The organism is Pantoea sp. S18, from assembly GCF_045689705.1.
GTDB lineage: Bacteria > Pseudomonadota > Gammaproteobacteria > Enterobacterales > Enterobacteriaceae > Pantoea > Pantoea symbiotica.
This window is the reverse complement of record NZ_CP142688.1, coordinates 3,867,663-3,893,364: the sequence shown is the minus strand read 5'-3', so window position 1 is coordinate 3,893,364 and position 25,702 is coordinate 3,867,663. Positions and strand designations below refer to the sequence as shown.

Annotated in this window: 24 protein-coding genes, 3 tRNA genes and 4 rRNA genes; 20 read left to right on the top strand and 11 right to left on the bottom strand. The window is 50.6% G+C overall.

Annotated features, from left to right (window positions below):
• Nucleotides 1-6 precede the first annotated feature (6 nt).
• From VIJ98_RS18055 to VIJ98_RS18035, 5 genes are all read left to right on the top strand, one after another.
• The gene (locus VIJ98_RS18055) at nucleotides 7-996 is read left to right on the top strand and encodes a DNA-directed RNA polymerase subunit alpha (RefSeq protein ID WP_007891688.1); all 990 of its coding nucleotides are present in this window, start codon (nucleotides 7-9) and stop codon (nucleotides 994-996) included.
• Between the two features lie 40 nt (nucleotides 997-1,036).
• Complete coding sequence (gene rplQ, locus VIJ98_RS18050) at nucleotides 1,037-1,423, top strand: 50S ribosomal protein L17 (RefSeq protein WP_008104728.1); 387 nt, start codon at nucleotides 1,037-1,039, stop codon at nucleotides 1,421-1,423.
• A gap of 113 nt (nucleotides 1,424-1,536) precedes the next feature.
• Nucleotides 1,537-1,908 carry a DUF1992 domain-containing protein gene (locus VIJ98_RS18045; protein WP_323275359.1) on the top strand — a complete coding sequence of 124 codons (372 nt, stop codon included), beginning with the start codon at nucleotides 1,537-1,539 and terminating at the stop codon, nucleotides 1,906-1,908.
• Between the two features lies 1 nt (nucleotide 1,909).
• Nucleotides 1,910-2,347, top strand: coding sequence for a Zn(2+)-responsive transcriptional regulator (zntR, locus tag VIJ98_RS18040; RefSeq protein ID WP_154157681.1), 438 nt, complete (start codon nucleotides 1,910-1,912; stop codon nucleotides 2,345-2,347).
• Nucleotides 2,348-2,397: 50 nt separating this feature from the next.
• Nucleotides 2,398-2,616: a ribosome alternative rescue factor ArfA gene (locus tag VIJ98_RS18035; RefSeq protein WP_323275357.1), complete on the top strand. Its 219-nt coding sequence runs from the start codon at nucleotides 2,398-2,400 to the stop codon at nucleotides 2,614-2,616.
• Nucleotides 2,617-2,633: 17 nt separating this feature from the next.
• On the opposite strand, the gene mscL is transcribed toward VIJ98_RS18035, so the two are convergent.
• The 5 genes from mscL to def all read right to left on the bottom strand — a co-directional run bounded on the left by mscL (nucleotide 2,634) and on the right by def (nucleotide 7,376).
• Nucleotides 2,634-3,047 carry a large-conductance mechanosensitive channel protein MscL gene (gene mscL / locus VIJ98_RS18030; protein ID WP_007891693.1) on the bottom strand — a complete coding sequence of 138 codons (414 nt, stop codon included), beginning with the start codon at nucleotides 3,045-3,047 and terminating at the stop codon, nucleotides 2,634-2,636.
• Between the two features lie 110 nt (nucleotides 3,048-3,157).
• Entirely contained in the window at nucleotides 3,158-4,534 is a 1,377-nt protein-coding gene (gene trkA / locus VIJ98_RS18025) for a Trk system potassium transporter TrkA (RefSeq protein WP_007891694.1), read from the bottom strand.
• Between the two features lie 31 nt (nucleotides 4,535-4,565).
• Nucleotides 4,566-5,852: a 16S rRNA (cytosine(967)-C(5))-methyltransferase RsmB gene (gene rsmB / locus VIJ98_RS18020; protein WP_323275355.1), complete on the bottom strand. Its 1,287-nt coding sequence runs from the start codon at nucleotides 5,850-5,852 to the stop codon at nucleotides 4,566-4,568.
• A gap of 45 nt (nucleotides 5,853-5,897) precedes the next feature.
• Entirely contained in the window at nucleotides 5,898-6,842 is a 945-nt protein-coding gene (gene fmt / locus VIJ98_RS18015; protein ID WP_323275353.1) for a methionyl-tRNA formyltransferase, read from the bottom strand.
• A 21-nt stretch (nucleotides 6,843-6,863) separates the two neighbouring features.
• A complete protein-coding gene (gene def / locus VIJ98_RS18010) occupies nucleotides 6,864-7,376 on the bottom strand; it encodes a peptide deformylase (protein WP_008104717.1) in 513 nt (170 codons plus the stop codon).
• A 115-nt stretch (nucleotides 7,377-7,491) separates the two neighbouring features.
• Here def and dprA point away from each other — a divergent pair, with 115 nt between their 5' ends.
• The 5 genes from dprA to aroE are packed head-to-tail and all read left to right on the top strand — an operon-like array spanning nucleotide 7,492 to nucleotide 11,040.
• The gene (gene dprA / locus VIJ98_RS18005; protein ID WP_323275351.1) at nucleotides 7,492-8,616 is read left to right on the top strand and encodes a DNA-protecting protein DprA; all 1,125 of its coding nucleotides are present in this window, start codon (nucleotides 7,492-7,494) and stop codon (nucleotides 8,614-8,616) included.
• The gene (gene smg, locus VIJ98_RS18000) at nucleotides 8,588-9,061 is read left to right on the top strand and encodes a DUF494 family protein Smg (RefSeq protein WP_007891699.1); all 474 of its coding nucleotides are present in this window, start codon (nucleotides 8,588-8,590) and stop codon (nucleotides 9,059-9,061) included. The genes dprA and smg overlap by 29 nt, the downstream gene beginning before the upstream one ends.
• Nucleotides 9,062-9,088: 27 nt before the next feature.
• Nucleotides 9,089-9,643, top strand: coding sequence for a type I DNA topoisomerase (locus tag VIJ98_RS17995; RefSeq protein ID WP_008104712.1), 555 nt, complete (start codon nucleotides 9,089-9,091; stop codon nucleotides 9,641-9,643).
• The gene (tsaC, locus tag VIJ98_RS17990; RefSeq protein WP_258144069.1) at nucleotides 9,640-10,215 is read left to right on the top strand and encodes an L-threonylcarbamoyladenylate synthase type 1 TsaC; all 576 of its coding nucleotides are present in this window, start codon (nucleotides 9,640-9,642) and stop codon (nucleotides 10,213-10,215) included. The genes VIJ98_RS17995 and tsaC overlap by 4 nt, the downstream gene beginning before the upstream one ends.
• Before the next feature lie 3 nt (nucleotides 10,216-10,218).
• A complete protein-coding gene (gene aroE / locus VIJ98_RS17985; protein ID WP_258144068.1) occupies nucleotides 10,219-11,040 on the top strand; it encodes a shikimate dehydrogenase in 822 nt (273 codons plus the stop codon).
• A gap of 9 nt (nucleotides 11,041-11,049) precedes the next feature.
• Here the strand turns inward: aroE and VIJ98_RS17980 are convergent, their stop codons facing one another.
• Nucleotides 11,050-11,604, bottom strand: coding sequence for a gamma carbonic anhydrase family protein (locus tag VIJ98_RS17980; RefSeq protein ID WP_323275348.1), 555 nt, complete (start codon nucleotides 11,602-11,604; stop codon nucleotides 11,050-11,052).
• Between the two features lie 491 nt (nucleotides 11,605-12,095).
• Between VIJ98_RS17980 and VIJ98_RS17975 the strand changes: the two genes are divergently transcribed.
• The 7 genes from VIJ98_RS17975 (at nucleotide 12,096) to rrf (VIJ98_RS17945) (ending at nucleotide 17,575) form a co-directional block, all read left to right on the top strand.
• Nucleotides 12,096-13,635 (top strand): 16S ribosomal RNA (locus tag VIJ98_RS17975).
• Nucleotides 13,636-13,708: 73 nt separating this feature from the next.
• Nucleotides 13,709-13,785: transfer RNA gene (locus VIJ98_RS17970), tRNA-Ile, on the top strand.
• A 143-nt stretch (nucleotides 13,786-13,928) separates the two neighbouring features.
• Nucleotides 13,929-14,004, top strand: a tRNA-Ala gene (locus VIJ98_RS17965).
• A 202-nt stretch (nucleotides 14,005-14,206) separates the two neighbouring features.
• Nucleotides 14,207-17,112, top strand: a 23S ribosomal RNA gene (locus VIJ98_RS17960).
• 104 nt (nucleotides 17,113-17,216) lie between these two features.
• Nucleotides 17,217-17,332 (top strand): 5S ribosomal RNA (gene rrf / locus VIJ98_RS17955).
• Between the two features lie 15 nt (nucleotides 17,333-17,347).
• Nucleotides 17,348-17,423, top strand: a tRNA-Thr gene (locus tag VIJ98_RS17950).
• A 36-nt stretch (nucleotides 17,424-17,459) separates the two neighbouring features.
• Nucleotides 17,460-17,575: ribosomal RNA gene (gene rrf, locus VIJ98_RS17945) — 5S ribosomal RNA — on the top strand.
• Together the 16S, 23S and 5S rRNA genes with 3 tRNA genes alongside form the textbook arrangement of a ribosomal RNA operon.
• 150 nt (nucleotides 17,576-17,725) lie before the next feature.
• Here rrf (VIJ98_RS17945) and VIJ98_RS17940 read toward each other — a convergent pair.
• From VIJ98_RS17940 to VIJ98_RS17925, 4 genes are all read right to left on the bottom strand, one after another.
• Nucleotides 17,726-18,487, bottom strand: coding sequence for an amino acid ABC transporter ATP-binding protein (locus VIJ98_RS17940; protein ID WP_061720213.1), 762 nt, complete (start codon nucleotides 18,485-18,487; stop codon nucleotides 17,726-17,728).
• 8 nt (nucleotides 18,488-18,495) lie between these two features.
• Nucleotides 18,496-19,596 (bottom strand): amino acid ABC transporter permease, encoded by a 1,101-nt coding sequence (locus VIJ98_RS17935; protein WP_061720212.1) that lies wholly within the window; start codon nucleotides 19,594-19,596, stop codon nucleotides 18,496-18,498.
• A 15-nt stretch (nucleotides 19,597-19,611) separates the two neighbouring features.
• A complete protein-coding gene (locus tag VIJ98_RS17930; protein WP_008105973.1) occupies nucleotides 19,612-20,790 on the bottom strand; it encodes an amino acid ABC transporter permease in 1,179 nt (392 codons plus the stop codon).
• 66 nt (nucleotides 20,791-20,856) lie between these two features.
• Entirely contained in the window at nucleotides 20,857-21,882 is a 1,026-nt protein-coding gene (locus tag VIJ98_RS17925) for an amino acid ABC transporter substrate-binding protein (RefSeq protein WP_008105971.1), read from the bottom strand.
• A 726-nt stretch (nucleotides 21,883-22,608) separates the two neighbouring features.
• On the opposite strand from VIJ98_RS17925, the gene VIJ98_RS17920 reads away from it, so the two are divergent.
• The 3 genes from VIJ98_RS17920 (at nucleotide 22,609) to VIJ98_RS17910 (ending at nucleotide 25,078) form a co-directional block, all read left to right on the top strand.
• Nucleotides 22,609-23,826, top strand: coding sequence for an integrase arm-type DNA-binding domain-containing protein (locus VIJ98_RS17920; protein WP_323275346.1), 1,218 nt, complete (start codon nucleotides 22,609-22,611; stop codon nucleotides 23,824-23,826).
• Between the two features lies 1 nt (nucleotide 23,827).
• The gene (locus VIJ98_RS17915) at nucleotides 23,828-24,478 is read left to right on the top strand and encodes a hypothetical protein (RefSeq protein WP_323275344.1); all 651 of its coding nucleotides are present in this window, start codon (nucleotides 23,828-23,830) and stop codon (nucleotides 24,476-24,478) included.
• 288 nt (nucleotides 24,479-24,766) lie between these two features.
• Nucleotides 24,767-25,078, top strand: a complete 312-nt coding sequence (locus VIJ98_RS17910) for an AlpA family phage regulatory protein (RefSeq protein WP_323275342.1) — start codon at nucleotides 24,767-24,769, stop codon at nucleotides 25,076-25,078.
• A gap of 167 nt (nucleotides 25,079-25,245) precedes the next feature.
• Here VIJ98_RS17910 and VIJ98_RS17905 read toward each other — a convergent pair whose 3' ends face one another.
• A complete protein-coding gene (locus VIJ98_RS17905; RefSeq protein WP_323275340.1) occupies nucleotides 25,246-25,437 on the bottom strand; it encodes a YlcI/YnfO family protein in 192 nt (63 codons plus the stop codon).
• Nucleotides 25,438-25,702 lie beyond the last annotated feature (265 nt).

Below are 25,702 nucleotides of genomic sequence, written 5' to 3'. Positions count from 1 at the left end.
GACACAATGCAGGGTTCTGTGACAGAGTTTCTAAAACCGCGCCTGGTAGATATCGAGCAAGTGAGTTCGACGCACGCCAAGGTGACCCTTGAGCCGTTAGAGCGTGGCTTTGGCCATACTCTTGGTAACGCACTGCGCCGTATTCTGCTTTCTTCCATGCCGGGTTGCGCGGTGACCGAGGTTGAGATTGATGGTGTGCTTCATGAGTACTCCACCAAAGAGGGCGTACAGGAAGATATCCTGGAAATCCTGCTTAACCTGAAAGGGTTGGCGGTAAGAGTTCAAGGTAAAGATGAAGTCATCCTTACTCTGAATAAATCTGGCATTGGCCCTGTGACTGCAGCCGACATCACCCACGACGGTGATGTTGAAATCGTCAAGCCGCAGCATGTGATCTGCCACCTGACCGATGAAAACGCATCTATTAGCATGCGTATCAAAGTTCAGCGTGGTCGTGGTTATGTGCCGGCTTCTGCCCGAATTCATTCGGAAGAAGATGAGCGCCCAATCGGCCGTCTGTTGGTTGACGCTTGCTACAGCCCTGTAGACCGTATCGCCTACAATGTTGAAGCAGCGCGTGTAGAACAGCGTACCGACCTGGACAAGCTGGTCATCGAAATGGAAACCAACGGCACAATCGATCCTGAAGAGGCGATTCGTCGTGCGGCAACCATCCTGGCAGAACAACTGGAAGCTTTCGTTGACTTACGTGATGTACGTCAGCCGGAAGTGAAAGAAGAGAAACCAGAATTCGATCCGATCCTGCTGCGCCCTGTTGACGATCTGGAATTGACTGTCCGCTCTGCTAACTGCCTTAAGGCAGAAGCTATCCACTACATCGGTGATCTGGTACAGCGTACCGAGGTTGAGCTGCTTAAAACGCCTAACCTGGGTAAAAAATCTCTTACTGAGATTAAAGATGTGCTTGCTTCACGTGGTTTGTCTCTGGGCATGCGCCTGGAAAACTGGCCACCAGCAAGCATTGCTGATGAATAACCCGATCACAGGTTAAGGTTTCACTGAGAAGGATAAGGTCATGCGCCATCGTAAGAGTGGTCGTCAACTGAACCGCAACAGCAGCCATCGTCAGGCTATGTTCCGCAACATGGCTGGTTCTCTGGTTCGTCATGAGATCATTAAGACGACTCTGCCGAAAGCCAAAGAGCTGCGCCGCGTAGTTGAGCCGCTGATTACTCTTGCCAAGACCGACAGCGTAGCTAATCGTCGTCTGGCATTCGCCCGCACTCGTGATAACGAGATCGTGGCAAAACTGTTTAACGAGCTGGGCCCGCGTTTCGCGAGCCGTGCCGGTGGTTACACTCGCATTTTAAAGTGTGGCTTCCGTGCTGGTGACAACGCTCCGATGGCTTACATCGAGCTGGTTGATCGTCCAGAAGCTCAAGCAGAAGCTACTGCAGAGTAATTTGCAGTATCGTAGAAAACCCGCTTCGGCGGGTTTTTTATTGCCCGTAATTCCTTCCCATTTACTCCCCTTTCGCTATGCTGATGGCAGATATACCCGTCAGGAACGTTCTTATGTGGCTAATTGATCAACTTGTTGAGCAGCATATCCGAGAAGCTCAGGAAAAAGGTGAATTGAGTAATCTGCCCGGTGAAGGGGCGCCTTTACAGTTAGATGATGACAGCGGAGTGCCGGTTGAACTGCGCACTGCATATCGTCTATTGAAAAACTCTGGACACTTACCGCCGGAACTTGAAATGCGTCGTGAAGCATTGGCGTTAAATGATCTGCTTCGTGAATTGGATCCTGACGATGGCAAGGCACTTGAATTATCGAAACGCTTAGCGCTGCTAGAAATAAAACTCCAGCAAGCCGGAATCAGTACCGACTTCTTGCGAGGCGATTATGGCGACGTCATCCATCATCATTTTCAGCGGGAGAAATAGCATGTACCGAATTGGCCAGCTGGCAAAAATGGCGGATGTCACGCCAGACACCATTCGCTTTTATGAAAAACAGCAGATGATGAATCACGAGGTACGTACTGAGGGCGGCTTTCGCCTTTATAATGAAGATGATTTACAGCGACTGCGTTTCATTCGCTATGGCCGCCAACTCGGCTTCAGCTTAGAATCAATTCGTGGTTTATTGTCGATCCGCATCGATCCTGAACATCACACTTGCCAGGAATCCAAAGCCATTGTGGCGAAGCGTTTGGATGAAGTGAATGGCATGATCGCTGAACTGCAGACGATCCAGCGTTCATTGCATCGTTTGGCTGATACCTGCTGCGGCGACGCACATAGCAGCGCCTGCTGTTCAATACTTGAAGCTCTGGAAAGAGGTGAAGAGCCGCAGCCTGAAATTTGTTGTAGCAAGGATTGAATTTTGCGCTGGAAGGAATATAGTTGCGCCGTTAATAACCGGAGGAAGAGATGACTCGCTATCAGCACCAAAAAGGTAAAATCAACGACAATGCACTTGAAGCATTATTACATGATCCACTGTTTAGGCAGCGCGTTGAGAAGAATCAGAAAGGAAAAGGCAGCTATCAACGTAAAAACAAACACGCAAAAGGAAGTAACTGGGAGGCCAGTGATAAGCAGAAAAGTTTATCACTGGTCTTCTTCTTTAGAGACAAAAAAGCCGCCTAATTTGGGCGGCTTTTTCATCATAATTTATCGTGATTTTGTTGTTTTAACAGGTCACGGATTTCAGTAAGCAGTAACTCTTCATTTGTTGGCTTAGGTGCCGCTTTCTCAACTTCTTTTTTCTGATACAGCTTGTTCATTACTTTAATTGCCAGGAAAATTGCGAAGGCAACAATAACGAAATCGAACACGGTCTGAATAAAGTTACCGTACTCCATTACTACAGCAGGAATATCACCTTCTGCCGGCTTTAATATCCATTTGAACTGTTTGAAATCGACGCCACCAATCAGCAAGCCGAGTGGAGGCATGATGATATTGGCGACCAGTGAAGAAACAATCTTACCAAAAGCGGCACCAATGATGACACCGACTGCCAGATCAACCACGTTCCCACGCATTGCAAAATCACGAAACTCTTTGAATAAACTCATTGTTATCTCCTTGCCTTGGCCAATGGCTAAAGTCTAACAAACCTTTGTGCAATTGCCATTAGAACAATGGATTAAGTAAAACTTTCACGGCGGGCCTTCGCCCGCAGCTTTTACAGGAAGAATGGACTTGGCTGGAATAGGCGCTCAACATCGGGTACAAACTTCTTATCCGTCAGGAACATAATTACGTGGTCGCCCTGTTCAACACGCACGTTATCATTGGCGATAATCACCTCATCACCGCGCACTACAGCACCGATAATGGTTCCCGGCGGCAGCTTAATATCTTCTATTAGGCGTCCAACCACGCGAGAAGTTGTTTCATCGCCATGTGCGATAGCTTCGATGGCTTCTGCAATACCGCGACGTAATGAAGAAACGCCAACGATATCTGCTTTACGTACGTGGCTAAGCAGCGCCGAGATGGTGGCTTGTTGCGGCGAGATCGCAATGTCGATCACGCTGCCTTGAACAAGATCAACATAGGCGCGGCGCTGGATCAGCACCATCACTTTTTTAGCGCCCATTTTCTTGGCCAGCATGGCTGACATTATATTGGCTTCATCATCGTTAGTGACCGCAATGAAGAGATCCACCTGATCGACATGCTCTTCGGCCAGTAATTCCTGATCCGAAGCATCGCCGTAAAACACGATGGTATCGTGCAAACGCTCCGCTAGTTCTGCCGCGCGCTGTTGATTACGTTCAATCAACTTCACGCTGTACTGTTTTTCGAGGCGCTGCGCCAATCCAAAGCCGATATTTCCGCCGCCAACCAGCATGATGCGCTTATACGGTTTTTCCAGACGCTGCATTTCGCTCATTACCGCTCGAATATGCTGGCTCGCGGCAATAAAGAACACTTCATCGCCGGCTTCCACAATCGTAGAACCCTGCGGCCGAATTGGGCGATCCTGGCGGAAAATCGCCGCGACTCGCGTATCAATATGCGGCATATGTTCCCGCATGATCGACAAAGGATTCCCGACCAGCGGGCCGCCATAATAGGCTTTTACCACCGCGAGGCTCACTTTGCCTTCGGCAAAATTCACTACCTGAAGTGCGCCAGGATACTGAATCAAACGGTAGATATTGTCGATCACCAACTGTTCAGGAGAGATTAGATGATCAATCGGCACGGCTTCCGGCACAAACAGCTTTTCAGCGTCGCGTAAGTATTCAGCGGCACGAATACGCGCGATACGATTGGGCGTATTGAAAAGCGAATACGCAATCTGACAAGCCACCATATTGGTTTCATCGGAGTTGGTTACCGCCACCAACATATCCGCATCTTCAGCACCGGCTTCACGCAAAATACGCGGATGGGATCCGTGACCATGCACTACGCGCAGATCAAATTTGTCCTGCAACACACGCAAACGCGTGGCATCGCTGTCGACGACGGTAATATCGTTATTTTCCCCGACCAAATTTTCTGCCAGGGTTCCGCCGACCTGACCGGCGCCGAGGATAATGATTTTCATGGCTTAGATGCTCTTGTCAGCGTGCGCAGCACTATTTTTTCATCAGCTTAGCGTAGAAGAAGCCGTCGCCGCCATCGATGGTCGGGAAAACCTGCCAGCCATTGGTTTGTCCCTGTGGCAACGTCTCAGCCACGGCGTCGCTGTGCGCTGCCAAAAAGGCGCTGATTTGGTTGTGGTTCTCTTCCGGCAATATTGAGCAGGTGGCATAAATCATCGTGCCGCCAGATTTCAGACGCGGCCAAACGGCCTCAAGAATTTCACGCTGCAGATTCGCCAGCTCAGGAATATCACGATCGCGACGCAGCCACTTGATGTCTGGATGACGACGAATTACACCTGTGGCAGAGCAGGGCGCATCGAGCAGGATGCGATCAAACTGCATATCACCGCACCATTCTGCCGGTGTACGGCCATCGCCCTGACGCACTTCAGCCTGCATGCCTAAGCGCTGCAAGTTCTCATGCACGCGAAGCAGGCGTTGCGGGTCAACATCGACAGCTAATACTTTGGCCTGCGGTGCGATTTCGAGGATATGTGTGGTTTTACCACCCGGAGCAGCGCAGAGATCGAGAATAGTTTCCCCATCTTTTGGCTCAAGCAGCAGTGCGCAACGTTGTGCTGAAAGATCCTGCACCGTTACCCAACCCTGATCGAAGCCCGGCAGCTGGCTTACTGGAGCGGGTGATTCCAGACGCAATGCATCTTGCGCATCGCCAGGAAAAGCCACTTTCTCTTCTGCCTGCAATAGCACCAGCCAGGCATCACGACTGTGAAGCTGGCGATTGACGCGCAGCCACATCGGCGGTCGCTGATTGTTGGCTTCAACAATCTGTTGCCATTGTTCTGGCCATGCAGCTTGCAGACGTTTCAGCAACCAGCTTGGGTGCCAGTAGCGTTGCGAACCCTGATCGACTTCGGCTAACAGCGCTTCTTGCTGGCGCAGGAACTGGCGCAACACGCCGTTTAACAGGCCTTTCAAAGCCGTACGCTTCAGCACTTCAGCACCTGCTACGGTTTCTGCCAGTGCAGCATGGGCCGGCACGCGGGTATAAAGCAGCTGATAAAGGCCAACCATCAACAGGTAATGCAATACTCGTTGCTTACCAGTTAACGTGCGCTCCATCAGTTTGCCGATTAAGGCTTCCAGCTGCGGCAGCGTGCGCATCACACCAAAACATAGCTCTTGCAGCAGCGCGCTATCTTTATCGGATAAGGTCTTTTGCGCGCCCGGCAAAATGGCACTTAGCGATTCGCCTTTGTCCACAACGCGTTCAATGAGTTGCGCGGCCAGGCTGCGCAAGTTGGTAGCTTTTTTCATGTTATTTCATCAAACAAAAAGCCCGGTCAAACCGGGCTTGGAAGATCAGGCCAGAACGGTTCCAGGTACGAACCATTCGCGGCGCGAATTGAGCAGGTCCTGAGCGGACATGGCTTTTTTACCGGCAGGTTGCAGCGATACCAGATTCAGCACACCATCGGCCGTTGCAATCTGAATGCCTTGTTTATCAGCATGAACGATTTCACCGGGTTGTTTGTTCTGATGCGGCAAAACCGTTGCCCGCCAGACTTTTACCGGTTGTTCTTCAATCATGAAATAGCTCATTGGCCATGGATTGAAGGCACGAATACAACGTTCCAACTGCGCTGCTGAAAGTGACCAATCGAGTCGTGCTTCTTCTTTACTCAACTTCTCGGCATAAGAGACCAGCGCTTCATCCTGAACTTCTGGCTTAGCATTACCACTTGCCAGAAGATCCAGCGTTAACAGCATGCCTTGTGGACCGAGTTGCGCCAGTTTCTCATACAGCGAAGCGCTGGTATCTTCAGCCGTAATCGGGCAGGAGAGTTTATGCAGCATATCGCCGGTATCAAGGCCAACATCCATCTGCATGATGGTGACACCGGTTTCGGTATCGCCGGCCCAAAGAGAGCGTTGGATTGGGGCCGCACCGCGCCAGCGTGGCAGCAGCGAACCATGCACATTAATACAACCCAGGCGCGGCATCGCCAACACGGCTTTCGGCAGGATCAAGCCATAAGCGACCACCACCATAATATCGGCCTGCAGATCGGCAACCAGATGCTGATTCTCTTCATGCTTCAGGGATTTTGGCTGAAATACGGGAATATCGTGCGCCTGTGCCAGGACTTTGACTGGGCTTGGCGTAAGCTTGTTTCCGCGTCCGGCTGGACGATCGGGCTGGGTAAAGACGCCAACAACCTGATGCTCAGAAGCAAGCAGCGCGTCTAAATGACGCGCTGCAAAGTCAGGTGTACCGGCAAAGATAATTTTGAGCGGTGCAGACACAGTTTAACCTTCTATTAGCACTTAATCTTCGCGTGCGTTAAGGCGGGCCAATTTTTCCAGCTTCTGTTTGATACGCTGACGTTTCAGTGGCGACAGATAATCAATGAAAAGTTTGCCATCGAGATGATCGATTTCATGCTGGATACAAATTGCCAGCAGACCGTCGGTTTCCAGCTCAAAGCTTTTACCGTCGCGATCCTGCGCACGCACTTTTACCCACTCTGCGCGCGGCACAAAAGCACGTTGTTCAGGGATGGAAAGGCAGCCTTCTTCAATACCGGTTTCACCGCTTTTTTCCAGCAGTTCCGGATTGATCAGTACCAAACGCTCATCACGGTTTTCTGAAACATCAATAACAATGATGCGCTGATGAATATCGACCTGAGTCGCCGCTAAACCAATACCTTCTTCGGCGTACATGGTTTCAAACATGTCGTCGACAATACGCTGAACGTCTGCGTTTACGGTTGCCACCGGCGCAGCGATTTTGCGAAGGCGATCATCAGGGAAATGTAATACCTGCAAAACTGACATAAATATCCAGATCTGTATGCGTTAAAGAAAAGATTACTGCCTCATATTGTAGACTTTTTGATGCCTGATTGACAGCATTGCACCGCATGATAGCGCGGCTGACAGGGAGTGCAGCATGGAGAGAATTGAATGGATGCTTAGGCTAGCAAATGTGAAAGGCTTAAGCGGTCAGGTTGTCAGACATTTAGCTCATGCATTGCAGAGTAATGCTCAGGTTGATGACGATCTTTTACAGGATCAGGGATTAAACGAAACCCAGCGACAACAGTTTAAAGTGCTGTGTCCACGCCAGTTAGAACGAACGCATCTGTGGCTGCAGGATGAACAGCATCAGCTAGTTTCCTGTATCGATGAACATTATCCATCAACGTTAGCGGAAATCAGTCGAAGACCCTCATTGCTGTATGTCGCTGGAAGTTTGGATGCCTTGCAGACGCCCCAAATCGGTGTCGTGGGCAGCCGTCATTGCACGCATTATGGTAAGCAGTGGGGAAGCTGGTTTACACAGCAATTGGCGCTGAGTGGATTGACCATCACCAGCGGCCTGGCGCGTGGAATTGATGGCGTGGCGCATCGTGCCGCGCTAGAAGCGCAGGGTAAAACTGTGGCGGTGTTAGGTAGCGGACTACAGCATATTTACCCTAAAAGTCATCAAGCGCTGGCACGCGAGATCATCACCGGCGGTGGCGCACTGATCTCGGAATTCCCCCTTGATACGGCACCGCATGCGGTGAATTTTCCCCGACGTAATCGCATCATCAGTGGTTTAAGCCTTGGCGTATTGGTGATTGAGGCCACTTTGAAAAGCGGATCGCTGGTGACGGCACGCTACGCTTTGGAACAAAATCGTAACGTTTATGCGTTACCCGGCGCGCTAGGCAATCCCGGCAGTGAAGGAACGCACTGGCTTATCCAGCAAGGCGCGCTGCTGGTGGCGCATCCCAACAATATCCTTGAAGATTTACATTCAACACTTCAATGGTTGCCTGATAGCAGTTCAGAAACAATATATTCACAACACAGTGACGATGTGCCATTGCCATTTGCAACTGTGTTGGCTAACGTAGGTGATGAGGTTACACCTGTTGACGTCGTCGCTGAACGTGCCGGCCAACCTGTGCCAGTTATCGCAGCTCATCTGCTGGAGCTGGAGTTAGCAGGATGGATCGCAGCTGTACCCGGCGGCTATGTCCGATTGAGGAGGGCATGCCATGTTCGACGTACTTATGTACTTGTTTGAGACGTATATCCACAACGAAGCTGAAATGCGCGTTGATCAGGATAAATTGACCGATGATTTAACCGATGCCGGTTTTCATCGTGAAGATATCTACAATGCGTTGAATTGGCTTGAACGGTTAGCGGATTATCAGGAAGGCTTGGTTGCGCCTGTACTCATGGCAAACGATCCGCTCTCAATGCGAATCTACACCGAAGAGGAAAACCAGCGCTTAGATGCAGAATGTCGCGGTTTTATTTTGTTCCTGGAACAGGTCCAGGTGCTGAATATGGAAACGCGCGAAATGGTCATCGAACGTGTAATGGCCCTTGATACCCTCGAATTCGATCTTGAAGATCTCAAATGGGTGGTGTTGATGGTGCTGTTTAACATCCCAGGATGTGAAAACGCCTATCAGCAAATGGAAGAACTGTTATTCGACGTCAATGAAGGTATGCTGCATTAATAATCTGCGATTGATGCAACCGGTAATATGAGTAAATCAGCACTATTCTCCGTGCCTAAACACGATCCCTGCCCCGCTTGCGGGGCAGAATTAGTTATACGTTCTGGCAAACACGGCCCTTTTCTGGGGTGTGTGAATTATCCAACTTGCGATTACATCCGCCCGCTGAAAAGTCAGGGAGATGGTCATGTCGTTAAAGTACTGGAAGGCCATGCGTGCCCTCAGTGTGGCGCAGACAAAGTTCTGCGTCAGGGACGATTTGGCATGTTCGTGGGTTGCAGTCATTATCCGGAATGTGATTACACCGAAACCATCGATAAGCCAGATGAAACAGCTATCGCCTGTCCGCAATGTCAGAACGGTAAACTGGTACAACGGCGCTCGCGCTATGGCAAAACCTTCTACTCCTGCGATCGCTATCCAGATTGTCAGTTTGTCCTTAACGCAGCGCCGGTTGAAGGCGTTTGCCCGCATTGCCAGTTCCCATTATTAATAGAGAAGAAAACCGCACAAGGCATGAAGCGCTTCTGCGCCAGCAAACGCTGCGGTAAGCCTATCGTCCAGGACGAATCATCATCATGAAGCCAAGTCAGTATCCAGCGGGTAGTCTCGATTATTGCATTGAGAAGCTACAGCAACAGGAAGTTATCGCCTATCCAACCGAAGCCGTATTTGGATTGGGCTGCGATCCCGATAGCGAAGAGGCCGTAATGGCGCTTTTGGCGCTCAAGCAGCGCCCAGTCGAGAAAGGACTCATTTTGATTGCGTCCGATTACGCGCAGCTGGAACCTTATATCGCAGATCGTGAACTCTCGGTGCTGCAGCGCGAGCGTATGTTTGCAAGTTGGCCAGGCCCGGTGACCTATGTGGTGCCCGCCTCGCCACATACGCCGCGCTGGTTAACCGGGCGTTTCGACTCACTGGCCATTCGCGTTAGCGATCATCCGGACGTACAGGCTTTGTGTCGTGGTTTTGGTAAACCTCTGGTTTCGACCAGCGCCAATCTTTCCGGCGAACCGCCATGCCGTAATGCGGATGAGGTTGCTAAGCAATTTGGTCCGCAGTTCCCGGTCTTGCATGCTGAAACAGGTGGGCGACTGAATCCTTCTGAAATCCGCGACGTCATTAGCGGTGAACTTATTCGTCAGGGCTAATTCATGGAAAATTTTGCCGTTTTTGGTCATCCCATTGCGCATAGTAAATCTCCTTTCATTCACCGCCTGTTCGCTGAGCAAACTGGCATTGAGCATCAATATGGCAAGGAGTGCGCGCCACTTGAGGGATTTCCACAGTCGATCGCGGATTTCTTTGCGCAAGGCGGTAAAGGTGCCAATGTCACACTGCCTTTTAAACAGCAGGCGTGGGAATTTGCTGATGAGCTCAGCGAGCGCGCAGCATTATCTGGTGCGGTTAACACCTTAAAGAAAGATGCGCAGGGCAAGATCTTCGGCGATAACACGGATGGCATCGGTTTGCTCAGCGATCTGGAACGATTGCAGATGATCCATCCCGGCGATCAAATTCTGCTGGTGGGCGCCGGTGGTGCTGCGCGTGGCGTGATCCTGCCTCTGCTTTCATTCGGATGTTCGCTGGTGGTGGTGAATCGCACCGTGGAACGCGCCGAGCAGCTGGCAGAGATTTTCCAGCATAGCGGAGATATTAAAGCGGCCAGCTTTGAGCAATTAGCAGATCAGCAATTTGATCTGATCATTAATGCCACCTCAAGCGGTGTTGATGGCAAAGTTCCGGCGTTGGGCACATCGCTAATTCAGGCGCAAACGCGGTGCTACGACATGTTTTATCAACAAGGTTTGACACCATTCTTAGTGTGGTGTCAGCAGCAGGGCGCGCAACATCTTGCGGACGGTGTTGGCATGTTAGTGGGGCAAGCCGCTCACGCTTTCCATTTATGGCATGGCGTGATGCCAGAGATCACGCCAGTGATTGCCAAACTGAAGCAATCGATGCAGCAGGTATAAGGTTGGCGATCAGGGATGAGTTTGGCTTTCCTGATCGAGATATTCATTCTTCCAACCCACATAGTTGTTGGACGAATAAAGCAGCCCGGCAATCTCCGCTTCACTGAGCGGGCGCACTTGTTTAACCGGGCTGCCTAAATACAGGTAGCCACTTTCCAGCCGTTTACCCGGCGGCACCAAACTGCCAGCGCCAATCATCACATCATCTTCAACGATCACGCCGTCCAGTAGAATGGATCCCATACCAACCAATACGCGATTGCCGATAGTACAGCCGTGCAGCATCGCCTTATGCCCTACTGTGACATCTTCGCCGACAATCAGCGGATAACCTTCTGGGTTGCTGGTGGACTTGTGAGTGACATGCAGTACGCTGCCATCCTGAATATTGCTTCTTTTACCTATCACGACTTTATTGACGTCACCGCGAATTGCAACCAGCGGCCAGATGCTTACGTCATCGGCAAGTTGTACTTCACCCACCACCACGCTGCTGCTGTCGATCATCACGCGATCGCCTCGTTGTGGAAAATGGTTCTTATAAGGTCGTAGGGCTGTAGACATGATCTTCTCCTTTTACGTTTTTACCCAAGCCTGCGGCTTAAAAGGCGGATAAACAAGATGATTTTTGAGCGGATCGCTCGCGATCGCAGCGAAAAGAGTGAAAACTCGCCAGTCGATTAAAAAGATCGAAAAAAGGGGTTGTGCAAAAAATTCGGATCCCTATAATGCGCCACCACTGAGACGGCAAAGCGGTAACGCAGACGGCTCAGCAGGGAGTGAAGAAATTCATCCCGCCGGATGAAAACGCTGAAAAAAGTGTTTGACTCCGAAGGAGAGTAGCGTAGTATACGCCACCTCGCGACAGACGGTTCAGCCGCTGCTCGCAACGCTCTTTAACAATTTATCAGACAATCTGTGTGGGCACTCGCAGGATTGATATCAGCGTCTCCGGACGTAAAAAATATCAAAGCCTCACGAGTGAACACATAATGAAATTCATTATGACGTTTTACAGATGAGCACCGCTGAACTTGTTTCAGCAAATCAAACTTAAATTGAAGAGTTTGATCATGGCTCAGATTGAACGCTGGCGGCAGGCCTAACACATGCAAGTCGAACGGTAGCACAGAGAGCTTGCTCTCGGGTGACGAGTGGCGGACGGGTGAGTAATGTCTGGGAAACTGCCCGATGGAGGGGGATAACTACTGGAAACGGTAGCTAATACCGCATAACGTCGCAAGACCAAAGTGGGGGACCTTCGGGCCTCACACCATCGGATGTGCCCAGATGGGATTAGCTAGTAGGTGGGGTAATGGCTCACCTAGGCGACGATCCCTAGCTGGTCTGAGAGGATGACCAGCCACACTGGAACTGAGACACGGTCCAGACTCCTACGGGAGGCAGCAGTGGGGAATATTGCACAATGGGCGCAAGCCTGATGCAGCCATGCCGCGTGTATGAAGAAGGCCTTCGGGTTGTAAAGTACTTTCAGCGGGGAGGAAGGCGGTGGAGTTAATAACTTCACCGATTGACGTTACCCGCAGAAGAAGCACCGGCTAACTCCGTGCCAGCAGCCGCGGTAATACGGAGGGTGCAAGCGTTAATCGGAATTACTGGGCGTAAAGCGCACGCAGGCGGTCTGTCAAGTCGGATGTGAAATCCCCGGGCTTAACCTGGGAACTGCATTCGAAACTGGCAGGCTAGAGTCTTGTAGAGGGGGGTAGAATTCCAGGTGTAGCGGTGAAATGCGTAGAGATCTGGAGGAATACCGGTGGCGAAGGCGGCCCCCTGGACAAAGACTGACGCTCAGGTGCGAAAGCGTGGGGAGCAAACAGGATTAGATACCCTGGTAGTCCACGCCGTAAACGATGTCGACTTGGAGGTTGTTCCCTTGAGGAGTGGCTTCCGGAGCTAACGCGTTAAGTCGACCGCCTGGGGAGTACGGCCGCAAGGTTAAAACTCAAATGAATTGACGGGGGCCCGCACAAGCGGTGGAGCATGTGGTTTAATTCGATGCAACGCGAAGAACCTTACCTACTCTTGACATCCAGAGAACTTAGCAGAGATGCTTTGGTGCCTTCGGGAACTCTGAGACAGGTGCTGCATGGCTGTCGTCAGCTCGTGTTGTGAAATGTTGGGTTAAGTCCCGCAACGAGCGCAACCCTTATCCTTTGTTGCCAGCGGTTCGGCCGGGAACTCAAAGGAGACTGCCAGTGATAAACTGGAGGAAGGTGGGGATGACGTCAAGTCATCATGGCCCTTACGAGTAGGGCTACACACGTGCTACAATGGCGCATACAAAGAGAAGCGACCTCGCGAGAGCAAGCGGACCTCATAAAGTGCGTCGTAGTCCGGATCGGAGTCTGCAACTCGACTCCGTGAAGTCGGAATCGCTAGTAATCGTAGATCAGAATGCTACGGTGAATACGTTCCCGGGCCTTGTACACACCGCCCGTCACACCATGGGAGTGGGTTGCAAAAGAAGTAGGTAGCTTAACCTTCGGGAGGGCGCTTACCACTTTGTGATTCATGACTGGGGTGAAGTCGTAACAAGGTAACCGTAGGGGAACCTGCGGTTGGATCACCTCCTTACCTGAAGATACCTTCCCGCGTAGTGCTCACACAGATTGTCTGATAGAAAGTAACGAGCAGAAAAAACCTCTACAGGCTTGTAGCTCAGGTGGTTAGAGCGCACCCCTGATAAGGGTGAGGTCGGTGGTTCAAGTCCACTCAGGCCTACCAAATTTCTTCTCATGCTGCGTTAAAGCGCCGCTCGTATAGTGAACTATACGTCGCGACACTTTGCCTTGCCTGAAAAGAAATTACCGTTTGTCGAAAACGGAACTCCTGGTGAGTGGTAGTAGTGGTCTCTGCAGTAACTGTATGGGGCTATAGCTCAGCTGGGAGAGCGCCTGCCTTGCACGCAGGAGGTCAGCGGTTCGATCCCGCTTAGCTCCACCATTACAGTGACTCAAAACAATACTTCAGAGCGTACCGGAAACGGTGTGCTGCGAAGTATTATGCTCTTTAACAATCCGGAACAAGCTGAAAATTGAAACGACGTATCGTATTCATTCTCCGTAATAAGAATGAAGCTGCGATATGTTCGAGTCTCTCAAATGCTTGCAGTCTGCACGCGTTGCAAAACGCCTGTGGGTTGTGAGGTTAAGCGACTAAGCGTACACGGTGGATGCCCTGGCAGTCAGAGGCGATGAAGGACGTGCTAATCTGCGTAAAGCGTCGGTAAGGTGATATGAACCGCTACAGCCGACGATGTCCGAATGGGGAAACCCGGTGCACTCAGTGCATCATCGCAACATGAATACATAGTGTTGCGAGGCGAACCTGGGGAACTGAAACATCTAAGTACCCAGAGGAAAAGAAATCAACCGAGATTCCCCCAGTAGCGGCGAGCGAACGGGGAACAGCCCAGAACCTGAATCAGTTTGTGCGTTAGTGGAAGCGTCTGGAAAGTCGCGCGATACCGGGTGATAGCCCCGTACACGAAAGTGCACATACTGTGAGTTCGAAGAGTAGGGCGGGACACGTGGTATCCTGTCTGAATATGGGGGGACCATCCTCCAAGGCTAAATACTCCTGACTGACCGATAGTGAACCAGTACCGTGAGGGAAAGGCGAAAAGAACCCCGGCGAGGGGAGTGAAACAGAACCTGAAACCGTGTACGTACAAGCAGTGGGAGCCTCATTTATGGGGTGACTGCGTACCTTTTGTATAATGGGTCAGCGACTTATATTCTGTAGCAAGGTTAACCGTATAGGGGAGCCGCAGGGAAACCGAGTCTTAACTGGGCGTTAAGTTGCAGGGTATAGACCCGAAACCCGGTGATCTAGCCATGGGCAGGTTGAAGGTTGGGTAACACTAACTGGAGGACCGAACCGACTAATGTTGAAAAATTAGCGGATGACTTGTGGCTGGGGGTGAAAGGCCAATCAAACCGGGAGATAGCTGGTTCTCCCCGAAAGCTATTTAGGTAGCGCCTCGTGAACTCATCTTCGGGGGTAGAGCACTGTTTCGGCTAGGGGGCCATCCCGGCTTACCAACCCGATGCAAACTGCGAATACCGAAGAATGTTATCACGGGAGACACACGGCGGGTGCTAACGTCCGTCGTGAAGAGGGAAACAACCCAGACCGCCAGCTAAGGTCCCAAAGTCATGGTTAAGTGGGAAACGATGTGGGAAGGCACAGACAGCCAGGATGTTGGCTTAGAAGCAGCCATCATTTAAAGAAAGCGTAATAGCTCACTGGTCGAGTCGGCCTGCGCGGAAGATGTAACGGGGCTAAACCATGCACCGAAGCTGCGGCAGCGACACTATGTGTTGTTGGGTAGGGGAGCGTTCTGTAAGCCGTTGAAGGTGTCCTGTGAGGGGTGCTGGAGGTATCAGAAGTGCGAATGCTGACATAAGTAACGATAAAGCGGGTGAAAAGCCCGCTCGCCGGAAGACCAAGGGTTCCTGTTCAACGTTAATCGGAGCAGGGTGAGTCGACCCCTAAGGCGAGGCTGAAAAGCGTAGTCGATGGGAAGCAGGTTAATATTCCTGCACTTGGTGTTACTGCGAAGGGGGGACGGAGAAGGCTAGGTTATCCGGGCGACGGTTGTCCCGGTTTAAGCGTGTAGGCTGATATCTTTGGTAAATCCGGGATATCTTAAGGCTGAGGCGTGATGACGAGCCACCACGGTGGTGAAGTAACTGATGCCCTGCTTCCAGGAAAAGCCTCTAAGCTCCAGGTAACACGAAATCGTACCCCAAACCGACACAGGTGGTCAGGTAGAGAATACCAAGGCGCTTGAGAGAACTCGGGTGAAGGAACTAGGCAAAATGGTGCCGTAACTTCGGGAGAAGGCACGCTGGCGCGTAGGTAGAGGGACTTGCTCCCCGAGCCGAAGCCAGTCGAAGATACCAGCTGGCTGCAACTGTTTATTAAAAACACAGCACTGTGCAAACACGAAAGTGGACGTATACGGTGTGACGCCTGCCCGGTGCCGGAAGGTTAATTGATGGGGTTATCCGCAAGGAGAAGCTCTTGATCGAAGCCCCGGTAAACGGCGGCCGTAACTATAACGGTCCTAAGGTAGCGAAATTCCTTGTCGGGTAAGTTCCGACCTGCACGAATGGCGTAATGATGGCCAGGCTGTCTCCACCCGAGACTCAGTGAAATTGAAATCGCTGTGAAGATGCAGTGTACCCGCGGCAAGACGGAAAGACCCCGTGAACCTTTACTATAGCTTGACACTGAACATTGAGCCTTGATGTGTAGGATAGGTGGGAGGCTTTGAAGCGTGGACGCCAGTCTGCGTGGAGCCAACCTTGAAATACCACCCTTTAATGTTTGATGTTCTAACGTAGGCCCGTGATCCGGGCTGCGGACAGTGTCTGGTGGGTAGTTTGACTGGGGCGGTCTCCTCCCAAAGAGTAACGGAGGAGCACGAAGGTTGGCTAATCCTGGTCGGACATCAGGAGGTTAGTGCAATGGCATAAGCCAGCTTGACTGCGAGAGTGACGGCTCGAGCAGGTGCGAAAGCAGGTCATAGTGATCCGGTGGTTCTGAATGGAAGGGCCATCGCTCAACGGATAAAAGGTACTCCGGGGATAACAGGCTGATACCGCCCAAGAGTTCATATCGACGGCGGTGTTTGGCACCTCGATGTCGGCTCATCACATCCTGGGGCTGAAGTAGGTCCCAAGGGTACGGCTGTTCGCCGTTTAAAGTGGTACGCGAGCTGGGTTTAGAACGTCGTGAGACAGTTCGGTCCCTATCTGCCGTGGGCGCTGGAGAATTGAGGGGGGTTGCTCCTAGTACGAGAGGACCGGAGTGAACGCACCACTGGTGTTCGGGTTGTCATGCCAATGGCATTGCCCGGTAGCTAAGTGCGGAAAAGATAAGTGCTGAAAGCATCTAAGCACGAAACTTGCCCCGAGATGAGTTCTCCCTGACTCCTTGAGAGTCCTGAAGGGACGTTGAAGACTACGACGTTGATAGGCCGGATGTGTAAGCGCAGCGATGCGTTGAGCTAACCGGTACTAATGACCCGTGAGGCTTAACCTTACAACGCCAGAGGCGTTTTGGTCTGAGAGACCGGATTTTCAGCTTGTTTTACGGATTAAAGAATCAGCGGAAGCGAATGTTATTCGTTTTTGCGCAGGAATTTGCCTGGCGGCTTTAGCGCGGTGGTCCCACCTGACCCCATGCCGAACTCAGAAGTGAAACGCCGTAGCGCCGATGGTAGTGTGGGGTCTCCCCATGCGAGAGTAGGGAACTGCCAGGCATCAAATTAAAGTGTGCTGATATGGCTCAGTTGGTAGAGCGCACCCTTGGTAAGGGTGAGGTCCCCAGTTCGACTCTGGGTATCAGCACCAGTTTTAAAGCGTGAGTTCGGTAAATTACAGAATTTGCCTGGCGGCTTTAGCGCGGTGGTCCCACCTGACCCCATGCCGAACTCAGAAGTGAAACGCCGTAGCGCCGATGGTAGTGTGGGGTCTCCCCATGCGAGAGTAGGGAACTGCCAGGCATCAAACACAGAAGCCCTGAACGAAAGTTCAGGGCTTTTTTGTATGCATCAAAACCTTCAATGCCACCCAAAAGCACCCCATTAAAATTGCAGTTATAAAAAAGCCCCTGCTTTGAGGCAGAGGCGATTTTCAATCTCACTATCTGGATATTAATGAATTACTTGCGACAGAAATGCACGCGTACGTTCTGATTTCGGGTTAGCGAAGAACTCCTGAGGTGGAGCTTCTTCAACAATTTCACCGCGATCCATAAAGATCACGCGGTCCGCCACGGTACGCGCAAATCCCATCTCATGGGTAACACACAGCATGGTCATGCCATCTTCTGCCAGGCCAATCATCGTATCGAGCACTTCTTTCACCATCTCAGGATCGAGCGCTGAAGTTGGCTCATCAAACAGCATAATTTTCGGCTTCATACAGAGTGAGCGGGCGATCGCAACACGTTGCTGTTGGCCGCCGGAAAGCTGGCCAGGAAACTTATGCGCATGCTCGGCAATGCGCACACGCTGGAGGTAATGCATGGCCAACTCTTCCGCTTCTTTCTTCGGCATTTTGCGTACCCAAATCGGCGCCAGCGTACAGTTTTGCAGAACGGTAAGATGCGGGAAAAGATTGAAATGTTGGAAAACCATGCCTACTTCGGTACGAACACGTTCAATATTGCGCACATCGTGATTGAGATGGATACCATCCACCACGATACGTCCTTGCTGATGTTCTTCGAGGTGGTTGATACAACGAATTGTCGTCGATTTACCCGAGCCAGAAGGTCCGCACAATACGATACGCTCACGTGGTTTTACTTTTAAGTTGATGTCTTTCAGTACATGGAACTGACCGTACCATTTGTTAACGTTTTCGAGTGTAATCATCATGGCATCAGCCGCATTAGTCATAGTTTGTGTCATGTTAAACCTCAGTGCGATGCACGCCCGGTGTGAAAACGCTTCTCCAGATACTGGCTATAGCGCGACATGCTAAAACAGAAAATCCAGTAAACCATGGCAGCAAACACATAGCCTTCTGTCGACATCCCCAACCAGGTTGGGTCGACGGTGGCTTGCTGCACGCTACTGAAGAGATCGAATAGGCCGATGATGATCACCAGGCTGGTATCTTTAAACAGCGCAATGATGGTGTTCACCAGGCCGGGAATGGTCATCTTGAGTGCCTGCGGTAAAATCACCAGCATCTGGGTTTTCCAGTAGCCCAGCGACAGCGATTCCGCAGCTTCATATTGGCCTTTCGGTAGCGCCTGCAAACCGCCACGCACCACTTCCGCGACATAAGCTGACTGGAACAAGATCACGCCAACCAGTGCACGCACCAGTTTATCGATGGTGGTGCCTTCCGCCATAAACAGCGGCAGCATGACCGACGACATAAACAGTACGGTGATCAGCGGTACACCACGCCAGAACTCAATGAAGATGATCGAAAGTGTACGCACCACCGGCATTTCTGAGCGGCGGCCCAGCGCCAGTAAAATCCCCAACGGCAGCGCGCCGGCAATCCCCACTGACGCGATAATCAGCGTCAATGTCAGGCCGCCCCACTGGCGAGTCTCTACGCGCTCTAAACCGAAATAGCCGCCATACATCAGGAACCAAACCACAATCGGATAGACCACCGCCCAGCAGGCGATATAGCGACCGCGACGCGGCATCGATTTGATGAACATCGGAATGATCGACAGTAAGCCGATGACCAGCGACAGATTGATGCGCCAGCGCAGCTCATGCGGATAGAGCCCATACATAAACTGGCCAAAGCGTGCATGGATAAACACCCAACATGCGCCTTCTTTGGTGCAATCTGCACGGGTCTCACCAATCCAGTTAGCCTGAAATACCAGCCAGTTCAGTGCCGGAGGAATCACATTCCAGATAAGCCAGATGCTGAACAACGTCAGCAGCGTATTCAGCCAGCTGGAGAACAGATTTTTGCGTGCCCATAGCCAAGCCTTACTGAGTGGATTGGTCGGAATCGGCGGTGTTTCATGTGTAGTAACAGACATAATGATCCCGTTCTCTTAACGCTCAACCAGCGCAATTTTGCGATTGTAGAGGTTCATCAGCAGTGAAATGATCAGGCTGATAATCAGGTAGACCGCCATGGTAATCGCGATAGTTTCAATCGCCTGACCGGTTTGGTTCAGCACGGTACCGGCAAATAGCGAGACCATGTCTGGATAGCCGATAGCGGCCGCCAGCGATGAGTTTTTCACGATATTCAGATACTGGCTGGTCAGTGGCGGGATAATCACACGCATGGCCTGCGGGATGATCACCTGACGCATGGTCACTGGATTAGGTAAGCCGAGCGAACGTGCGGCTTCATTTTGACCATGCGGTACCGACTGAATACCGGAGCGAATCACTTCGGCGATGAACGACGAGGTATAAACCGACAGCGCGAGAGTCAACGCGGCGAGCTCAGGGATCATCACGAAACCGCCACGGAAGTTAAATCCACGCAGTTCCGGCACATCCCAATGCATGGCAACGCCAAACAGGGTATGAGCAATCAGCGGCAGTAACACCAGCAGCCCAACCGCAGCCGGCCAGGTGCGACGCAGTTGGCCAGTTTTTAACTGATGCTTGCGGTTGTAGCGGAACAGCGCCACGCAACCCAGCACCGCTAACGCCAGCGCAATCAGAAATGGCCAGGTACCAGGCGCGTATTCAGGCCACGGGATATACAAACCGCGATTGCTGACGAATGCCAAATCAAACGCGTTGAGTGCCTGACGCGGGCCGGGCAGGTTACGCAGTACCGCAAAGTACCAGAAAAAGATCTGCAGCAGCGGCGGGATATTACGGAAGGTCTCGATATAAATGGTTGAAAGCTTGCGCAGCAGCCAGTTCTCAGACAAGCGAGCCAGACCAACGGCAAAGCCAAGGATCGAAGCGAATACAATACAGAGCGCGGAAACCAGCAGGGTATTGGTCAACCCCACCATAAACACGCGCGCGTAGGTGTCGCCTTCGGTGTAATCGATCAGGTGCTGGACAATGCCGAAGCCGGCACTGCGATCCAGAAACCCGAATCCGGAAGTGATGCCACGATTGGCCAGGTTGATTACGGTGTTGTGGATTAAATATCCCACCACAGCAAGCACGGCAACAATCGCGACGATCTGGTAAAGCCAGGCGCGAACCGTAGGATTACCGAACGAAAAATCCCTTTTTACGGTTGGGCGTTGCGACATGTGAAAACCTCAGTGAAGATTACGCGTGGGCACCGCAGGATGCGGTGCCCGACTGGCAGGACGGAATTAACGAACTGGCGGAGCGTACTGGATGCCGCCCGCATTCCACAGCGCATTCTGGCCGCGCTTAATTTTCAGTGCGCTGTCTTTACCGACGTTACGGTCGAACACTTCCTGATAGTTACCCACTTGTTTGATGATGTTGTAAGCCCACTTGTTATCGAGCTTCAGGTCTTTACCGAAGTCACCTTCCGCGCCCAGCAGATGTGCCATATCCGGCGTAGTTGGCTTGGCTACCATGTCATCGACATTTTTAGAGCTGATACCCATCTCTTCCGCATTCAGCATGGCATACAGTGACCATTTAACGATGGTGAACCAATCGTCATCACCGCGACGCACAACCGGACCCAGCGGCTCTTTGGAGATCACTTCTGGCAGTACGATGAACTCGTCTGGCTTACCAAGTTTAATGCGCAGCGCATACAGCTGAGATTGGTCAGAAGCAAGGGTGTCGCAACGGCCGCTGTCGAGCGCTTTGGCGGATTCGTCAGAGCGGTCAAAGGTCACTGGCGTGTACTGCATTTTGTGGGTTTTGAAGTAGTCAGCCACGTTCAGCTCGGTATCAGTACCGGCCTGAATACACACGGTGGCACCATCCAGCTCTTTAGCACTTTTAAGACCGGCTTTCTGGTGAGTCAGGAAGCCGATACCGTCGTAATAGTTCACGCCTGCAAACAGGAAGCCCATGCCGCCATCGCGCGATGAGGTCCATGTGGTGTTACGAGACAAGATGTCCACTTCGCCAGACTGCAGCGCGGTGAAGCGCTCTTTCGCGGTCAACGGGGTGTATTTCACTTTGGTTGCGTCGCCAAATACCGCTGCAGCGGCCGCGCGGCACACATCCACGTCAATACCGGTGAATTTGCCGTTAGAGTCAGCATAAGAGAAGCCTGGCAGGCCGTCACTGATGCCGCACTGTACAAAACCTTTCTTCTTAATGGCATCCAGCGTGGTGCCAGCGTGCGCTTGTTGAGCAACGGCTAACAGCGAGGCTGCAGCAACCAGAGTGGAAAGCATCATCTTTTTCATAAAGCATCCTGTGTGGCGATATCGTGTGTTGTTATGTTTGCGCGCACTTTAATGTGCGCTTTTTTCTGTCTGTGGTGGTTAGCCATCCACAACTCTGCAAACCTGATGCCAGGTTTGCAGAATCCTGAATTCTCTGGAAAGATCTTTTAATAAACTGAAGCACTCAGAAGATTCTGGCTAATATGGCGCACCAAAAGGCAGCATGACGAGACGACACGATCACAAATAGTGCAAAAAGTTTCACTATATGGAAGCAGTGTGAGCTAACGCTCAGGAGTGGATGTATGAGTTTGCACGCTTACGGCCGAAGCGGTTGATGATCACAGAGAGAGCGGGCTGAAGCGTCATGAAAGGATAAATAAGTGCGAAGTAAAATGGAGGAAAAGGCGTTGCTAAGAGGGGCGGGATATCACTGCGGCAATTGCAACTATCGTTACCATTATCGCGCCAATTGTTTCATGCGTTGCTAACGTCAGGAAATTACTCGTGATGCAGAAACAAAAACGCCAGCCGCAAGGCTGGCGTTATCGCAGCAACGAACAGATTAGTTCATGCCGTACTTTCAGAGATTACGTCCTCATGTTTTGCTGTGTTGTTTATAAAATCTTTTAAATCAAATGGTTGATGTAATTTATGCACTGTATATTGTTCCAGTGCTTTCAGTTGTTTATGCTGTTATGCAGAAGAATCTGTATAAACATTTGTATAAACATTTGGGCTAAATCCATGGCTGGCGAACTCAATAAGTTAAGCGACCGAAAGTTGAAAACCCTGAATGGCATCCCTACAGGCAAGATTGAGTTCTATGCGGATGGGGCAGGGTTGAGTGCGAAAGCGTCTAAAACCGGGGGCCTGAGCTGGGTGTTTACCTACCGTATTGATGGACAGAAGTTGCATCGCTTAACGCTAGGCCGATATCCGGATATGAGTCTGAAGGATGCACGTTTGTCGCGTGACAAGTGCCGCCAATGGCTGGCCTCAGGTAAAGACCCTAAACATCAACTGGCGTTAACCACGCAGGTGACTTTAAAGCCGGTGACTGTCAAAGAAGCGATTGAGTACTGGATCGCTGAATATGCAGAAGATAACCGTGCCAATGTTGAACGCCACAAAGCGGAGCTAAAAAAACACATTTATCCCTTCATCGGTAAAATGGCATTAGCTGATTGTGAAACACGCTACTGGCTTGAATGCTTTGATCGCATGAAGAAGAAGACACCTGTTGCAGCCGGCTATGTATTTCAGATGTGTAAACAAGCCCTTAAATTTTGCCGTGTTCGTCGCTATGCCATCAGCACCGCTCTTGAAGATTTGACTATCCCTGACGTAGGGAAAAAGCAGGCAAAAAAGGATCGGGTATTAAATGATAAAGAGGCTGGTGATTTGTGGGCCGCTATTACGGCGTCAGATAAATTCCAGCCTTATTATACGAAGCTGTTAAACGTGGTCATGGTGTTTGGTTGTCGTACTCAGGAGGTCAGGTTATCAGAATGGAAAGAATGGGATTTGGAGGCGTGGATCTGGACAGTACCTAAGGAGCACAGTAAAGGCGGTGAAAAGATAGTGCGCCCCGTACCGGATGCAATGCGTCCATTTATAAACATGCTATATGATGAAACAAAAGCATCTGGCTATCTCCTTGGTGTAGTAAAGAATAGCGAAGCAGTCAGTCAGTGGGGCCGTAGTGTTTATAGAAAGCTGGGGCATTCTCAACCATGGACATTACATGATTTACGACGAACGCTTGCAACGCATATGAATAATATGGGTATTGCGCCGCACGTTGTAGAGCAGTTGCTTGGACACTCCATGCCAGGCGTTATGGCTATATATAATCGCAGTTTGTACCTGCCTGAGAAACTTAATGCTTTGAGTCAGTGGGTTGAGCGATTGGACGTCCTAGCGGGAAATCACTCTAACATTGTTATCTTGAAGGCTAATTGATTTGAAAATATTACACATTAACCCTTTTGAAAGATTAGCATCGCAACGACTGGTTACGATTACAGAAGTTGTAAATGCGCTGTATGGACTAAATCCTAATTCAAAGATTAAAGATATAAGCAATGAAGCCGCTGAGGAAATTCAGGATATAAGAAAGTCTGTTATCAGAAACATACGATTTTTAAAGATTCGTGTGGGAAGCGTTTCTGAAGAGTTAGATGCTGACCTCGTATTTGCTGCCGCTCATGATTATATGAGAATAGGTGTGACACCAGAGGAAATCATTGAGCGAGGAAAAGAGGCAATTGAATCTTTTTATTATACCAACGACTGGCAAAACTACATGATGGCCTTTGGTGGACGGTCACTTGTCGAACTTGCCGCCCAGGTAAGGAAGACCGGTCGAGGTCAGCACCGTAAATCAGATGAAGAAGCGGGCACTTTAAAAATGATGGGTCTGCTGATCAAACTTCTCGCAGATAAGCACCCATCTAAAAAATATGGTCGTTCAGATAAGCCAACTATTTCTGAAATATATAAAGATGTGCTTTGCCTGATTGAGCGAGAATCATTAACGACAAAAGGCGTCGGAAAATCAACCTTTGCCGCCAAGGCGTCCGTGGCATTGAAATCGGTAATAGGCGATGACTAAACGATATTAATGATTATCGTTACTATATATCCATTATCTTTCATTAATGTTCATGTCTGCTCGCTGTCTTTAACAGAACGTTATATGAATCACAGCCATTGAGTTTTTATTCAACAAATTCAGCTTTTTATGTCGTCTATTTTTGCGAAATGACCTTTGCGTTTTTTTCAATGGATTGAATTTCTTTCGATGGATCAACCTTTCTTTCAATAGATTCCATTCTCGATGGATACCTGTGTAACCAGCCAGTACTCTTGCCTCCAACAACACAAACACAGTGGAGGCAGCATGTCCAAAGCAGTCTTTATCCCGCCTAATCCAGAACAACGCCGCGCCATTCTCAATGAATATGCTCTCAAATATGACAAGCGCATTCGTGAGGATGAATGCGGTGAAATCACCAGTCTTTCCCGCTCTTCGCGCTGGAAGATGGAGCAGGAAGGTCGCTTTCCTGCCCGTTGCCACTTTGGTCGCAACAGCTGCGCCTGGCTCCTTTCTGATGTGCTCTGGTGGGTGCGCCATCCTCCAGTCGTTAATAACGTCAACAACCCACATAGCCGTCGCTGCCTTCGCCTGCCCGACGAAAAGCTGGCTGACTGAGCACGGGGAACTGGCATGAATATGAACTTATGGGCCGGTAATCCTGATGTACAAAATTTGCGTCGACGAAATTCGCTCTCAAAAATGGGAGCTTGGAATTTCAATCATTACTCTGGAGTGTTACTGAAGCGACAAAGGATACTAAGGAGTTACCTAGTAAACGCTGGCTACAGAGAACCTTCGTCATTGTCACGCGCGAACTTCCGTTGGCGGCGTTTTATCTCACCTTTGGCTGCTGTAACCAAAAAACCTGCGGTGCTTTCACCATCTTCCCGTAGTCGTTCTATATCTTCCATTACTTCATGGGGGATTCTAACGGTGGTCATTTGTGACTTAGCGTTCTTGGCACCTGTTGCCATTCCTGGAACTCCTTATGTTAGGTGTATTTCAGTATACGCAAGATACGTTAGAAAAAAAGACTTGAGGTGTATTTCACTTTGGGCTAGCTTAAAAAATAAAGGTGACATACACCTTAAAGGCGCGAAGCCCGGCAGTGCGGGAACACTAACCGGGCTTCTTACCAAACCGTTACTCGGAGTAACAGCTATGGCTAAGAACAAGCATACCCAAACTCGTCCCAAATATCAGTATTGCCCACAGTTCTTGAGCTTCATCCCCGTTTCC

Excerpts from the sequence above, each read along its gene's own strand:
- VIJ98_RS18055 (WP_007891688.1), top strand. The coding sequence starts at position 7 with ATGCAGGGTTCTGTGACAGAGTTTCTAAAACCGCGCCTGGTAGATATC.
- rplQ (WP_008104728.1), top strand. The coding sequence starts at position 1,037 with ATGCGCCATCGTAAGAGTGGTCGTCAACTGAACCGCAACAGCAGCCAT.
- VIJ98_RS18045 (WP_323275359.1), top strand. The coding sequence starts at position 1,537 with ATGTGGCTAATTGATCAACTTGTTGAGCAGCATATCCGAGAAGCTCAG.
- zntR (WP_154157681.1), top strand. The coding sequence starts at position 1,910 with ATGTACCGAATTGGCCAGCTGGCAAAAATGGCGGATGTCACGCCAGAC.
- VIJ98_RS18035 (WP_323275357.1), top strand. The coding sequence starts at position 2,398 with ATGACTCGCTATCAGCACCAAAAAGGTAAAATCAACGACAATGCACTT.
- mscL (WP_007891693.1), bottom strand. The coding sequence starts at position 3,047 with ATGAGTTTATTCAAAGAGTTTCGTGATTTTGCAATGCGTGGGAACGTG.
- trkA (WP_007891694.1), bottom strand. The coding sequence starts at position 4,534 with ATGAAAATCATTATCCTCGGCGCCGGTCAGGTCGGCGGAACCCTGGCA.
- rsmB (WP_323275355.1), bottom strand. The coding sequence starts at position 5,852 with ATGAAAAAAGCTACCAACTTGCGCAGCCTGGCCGCGCAACTCATTGAA.
- def (WP_008104717.1), bottom strand. The coding sequence starts at position 7,376 with ATGTCAGTTTTGCAGGTATTACATTTCCCTGATGATCGCCTTCGCAAA.
- dprA (WP_323275351.1), top strand. The coding sequence starts at position 7,492 with ATGGAGAGAATTGAATGGATGCTTAGGCTAGCAAATGTGAAAGGCTTA.
- smg (WP_007891699.1), top strand. The coding sequence starts at position 8,588 with ATGTTCGACGTACTTATGTACTTGTTTGAGACGTATATCCACAACGAA.
- VIJ98_RS17995 (WP_008104712.1), top strand. The coding sequence starts at position 9,089 with ATGAGTAAATCAGCACTATTCTCCGTGCCTAAACACGATCCCTGCCCC.
- tsaC (WP_258144069.1), top strand. The coding sequence starts at position 9,640 with ATGAAGCCAAGTCAGTATCCAGCGGGTAGTCTCGATTATTGCATTGAG.
- aroE (WP_258144068.1), top strand. The coding sequence starts at position 10,219 with ATGGAAAATTTTGCCGTTTTTGGTCATCCCATTGCGCATAGTAAATCT.
- VIJ98_RS17980 (WP_323275348.1), bottom strand. The coding sequence starts at position 11,604 with ATGTCTACAGCCCTACGACCTTATAAGAACCATTTTCCACAACGAGGC.
- VIJ98_RS17940 (WP_061720213.1), bottom strand. The coding sequence starts at position 18,487 with ATGACACAAACTATGACTAATGCGGCTGATGCCATGATGATTACACTC.
- VIJ98_RS17935 (WP_061720212.1), bottom strand. The coding sequence starts at position 19,596 with ATGTCTGTTACTACACATGAAACACCGCCGATTCCGACCAATCCACTC.
- VIJ98_RS17930 (WP_008105973.1), bottom strand. The coding sequence starts at position 20,790 with ATGTCGCAACGCCCAACCGTAAAAAGGGATTTTTCGTTCGGTAATCCT.
- VIJ98_RS17925 (WP_008105971.1), bottom strand. The coding sequence starts at position 21,882 with ATGAAAAAGATGATGCTTTCCACTCTGGTTGCTGCAGCCTCGCTGTTA.
- VIJ98_RS17920 (WP_323275346.1), top strand. The coding sequence starts at position 22,609 with ATGGCTGGCGAACTCAATAAGTTAAGCGACCGAAAGTTGAAAACCCTG.
- VIJ98_RS17910 (WP_323275342.1), top strand. The coding sequence starts at position 24,767 with ATGTCCAAAGCAGTCTTTATCCCGCCTAATCCAGAACAACGCCGCGCC.
- VIJ98_RS17905 (WP_323275340.1), bottom strand. The coding sequence starts at position 25,437 with ATGGCAACAGGTGCCAAGAACGCTAAGTCACAAATGACCACCGTTAGA.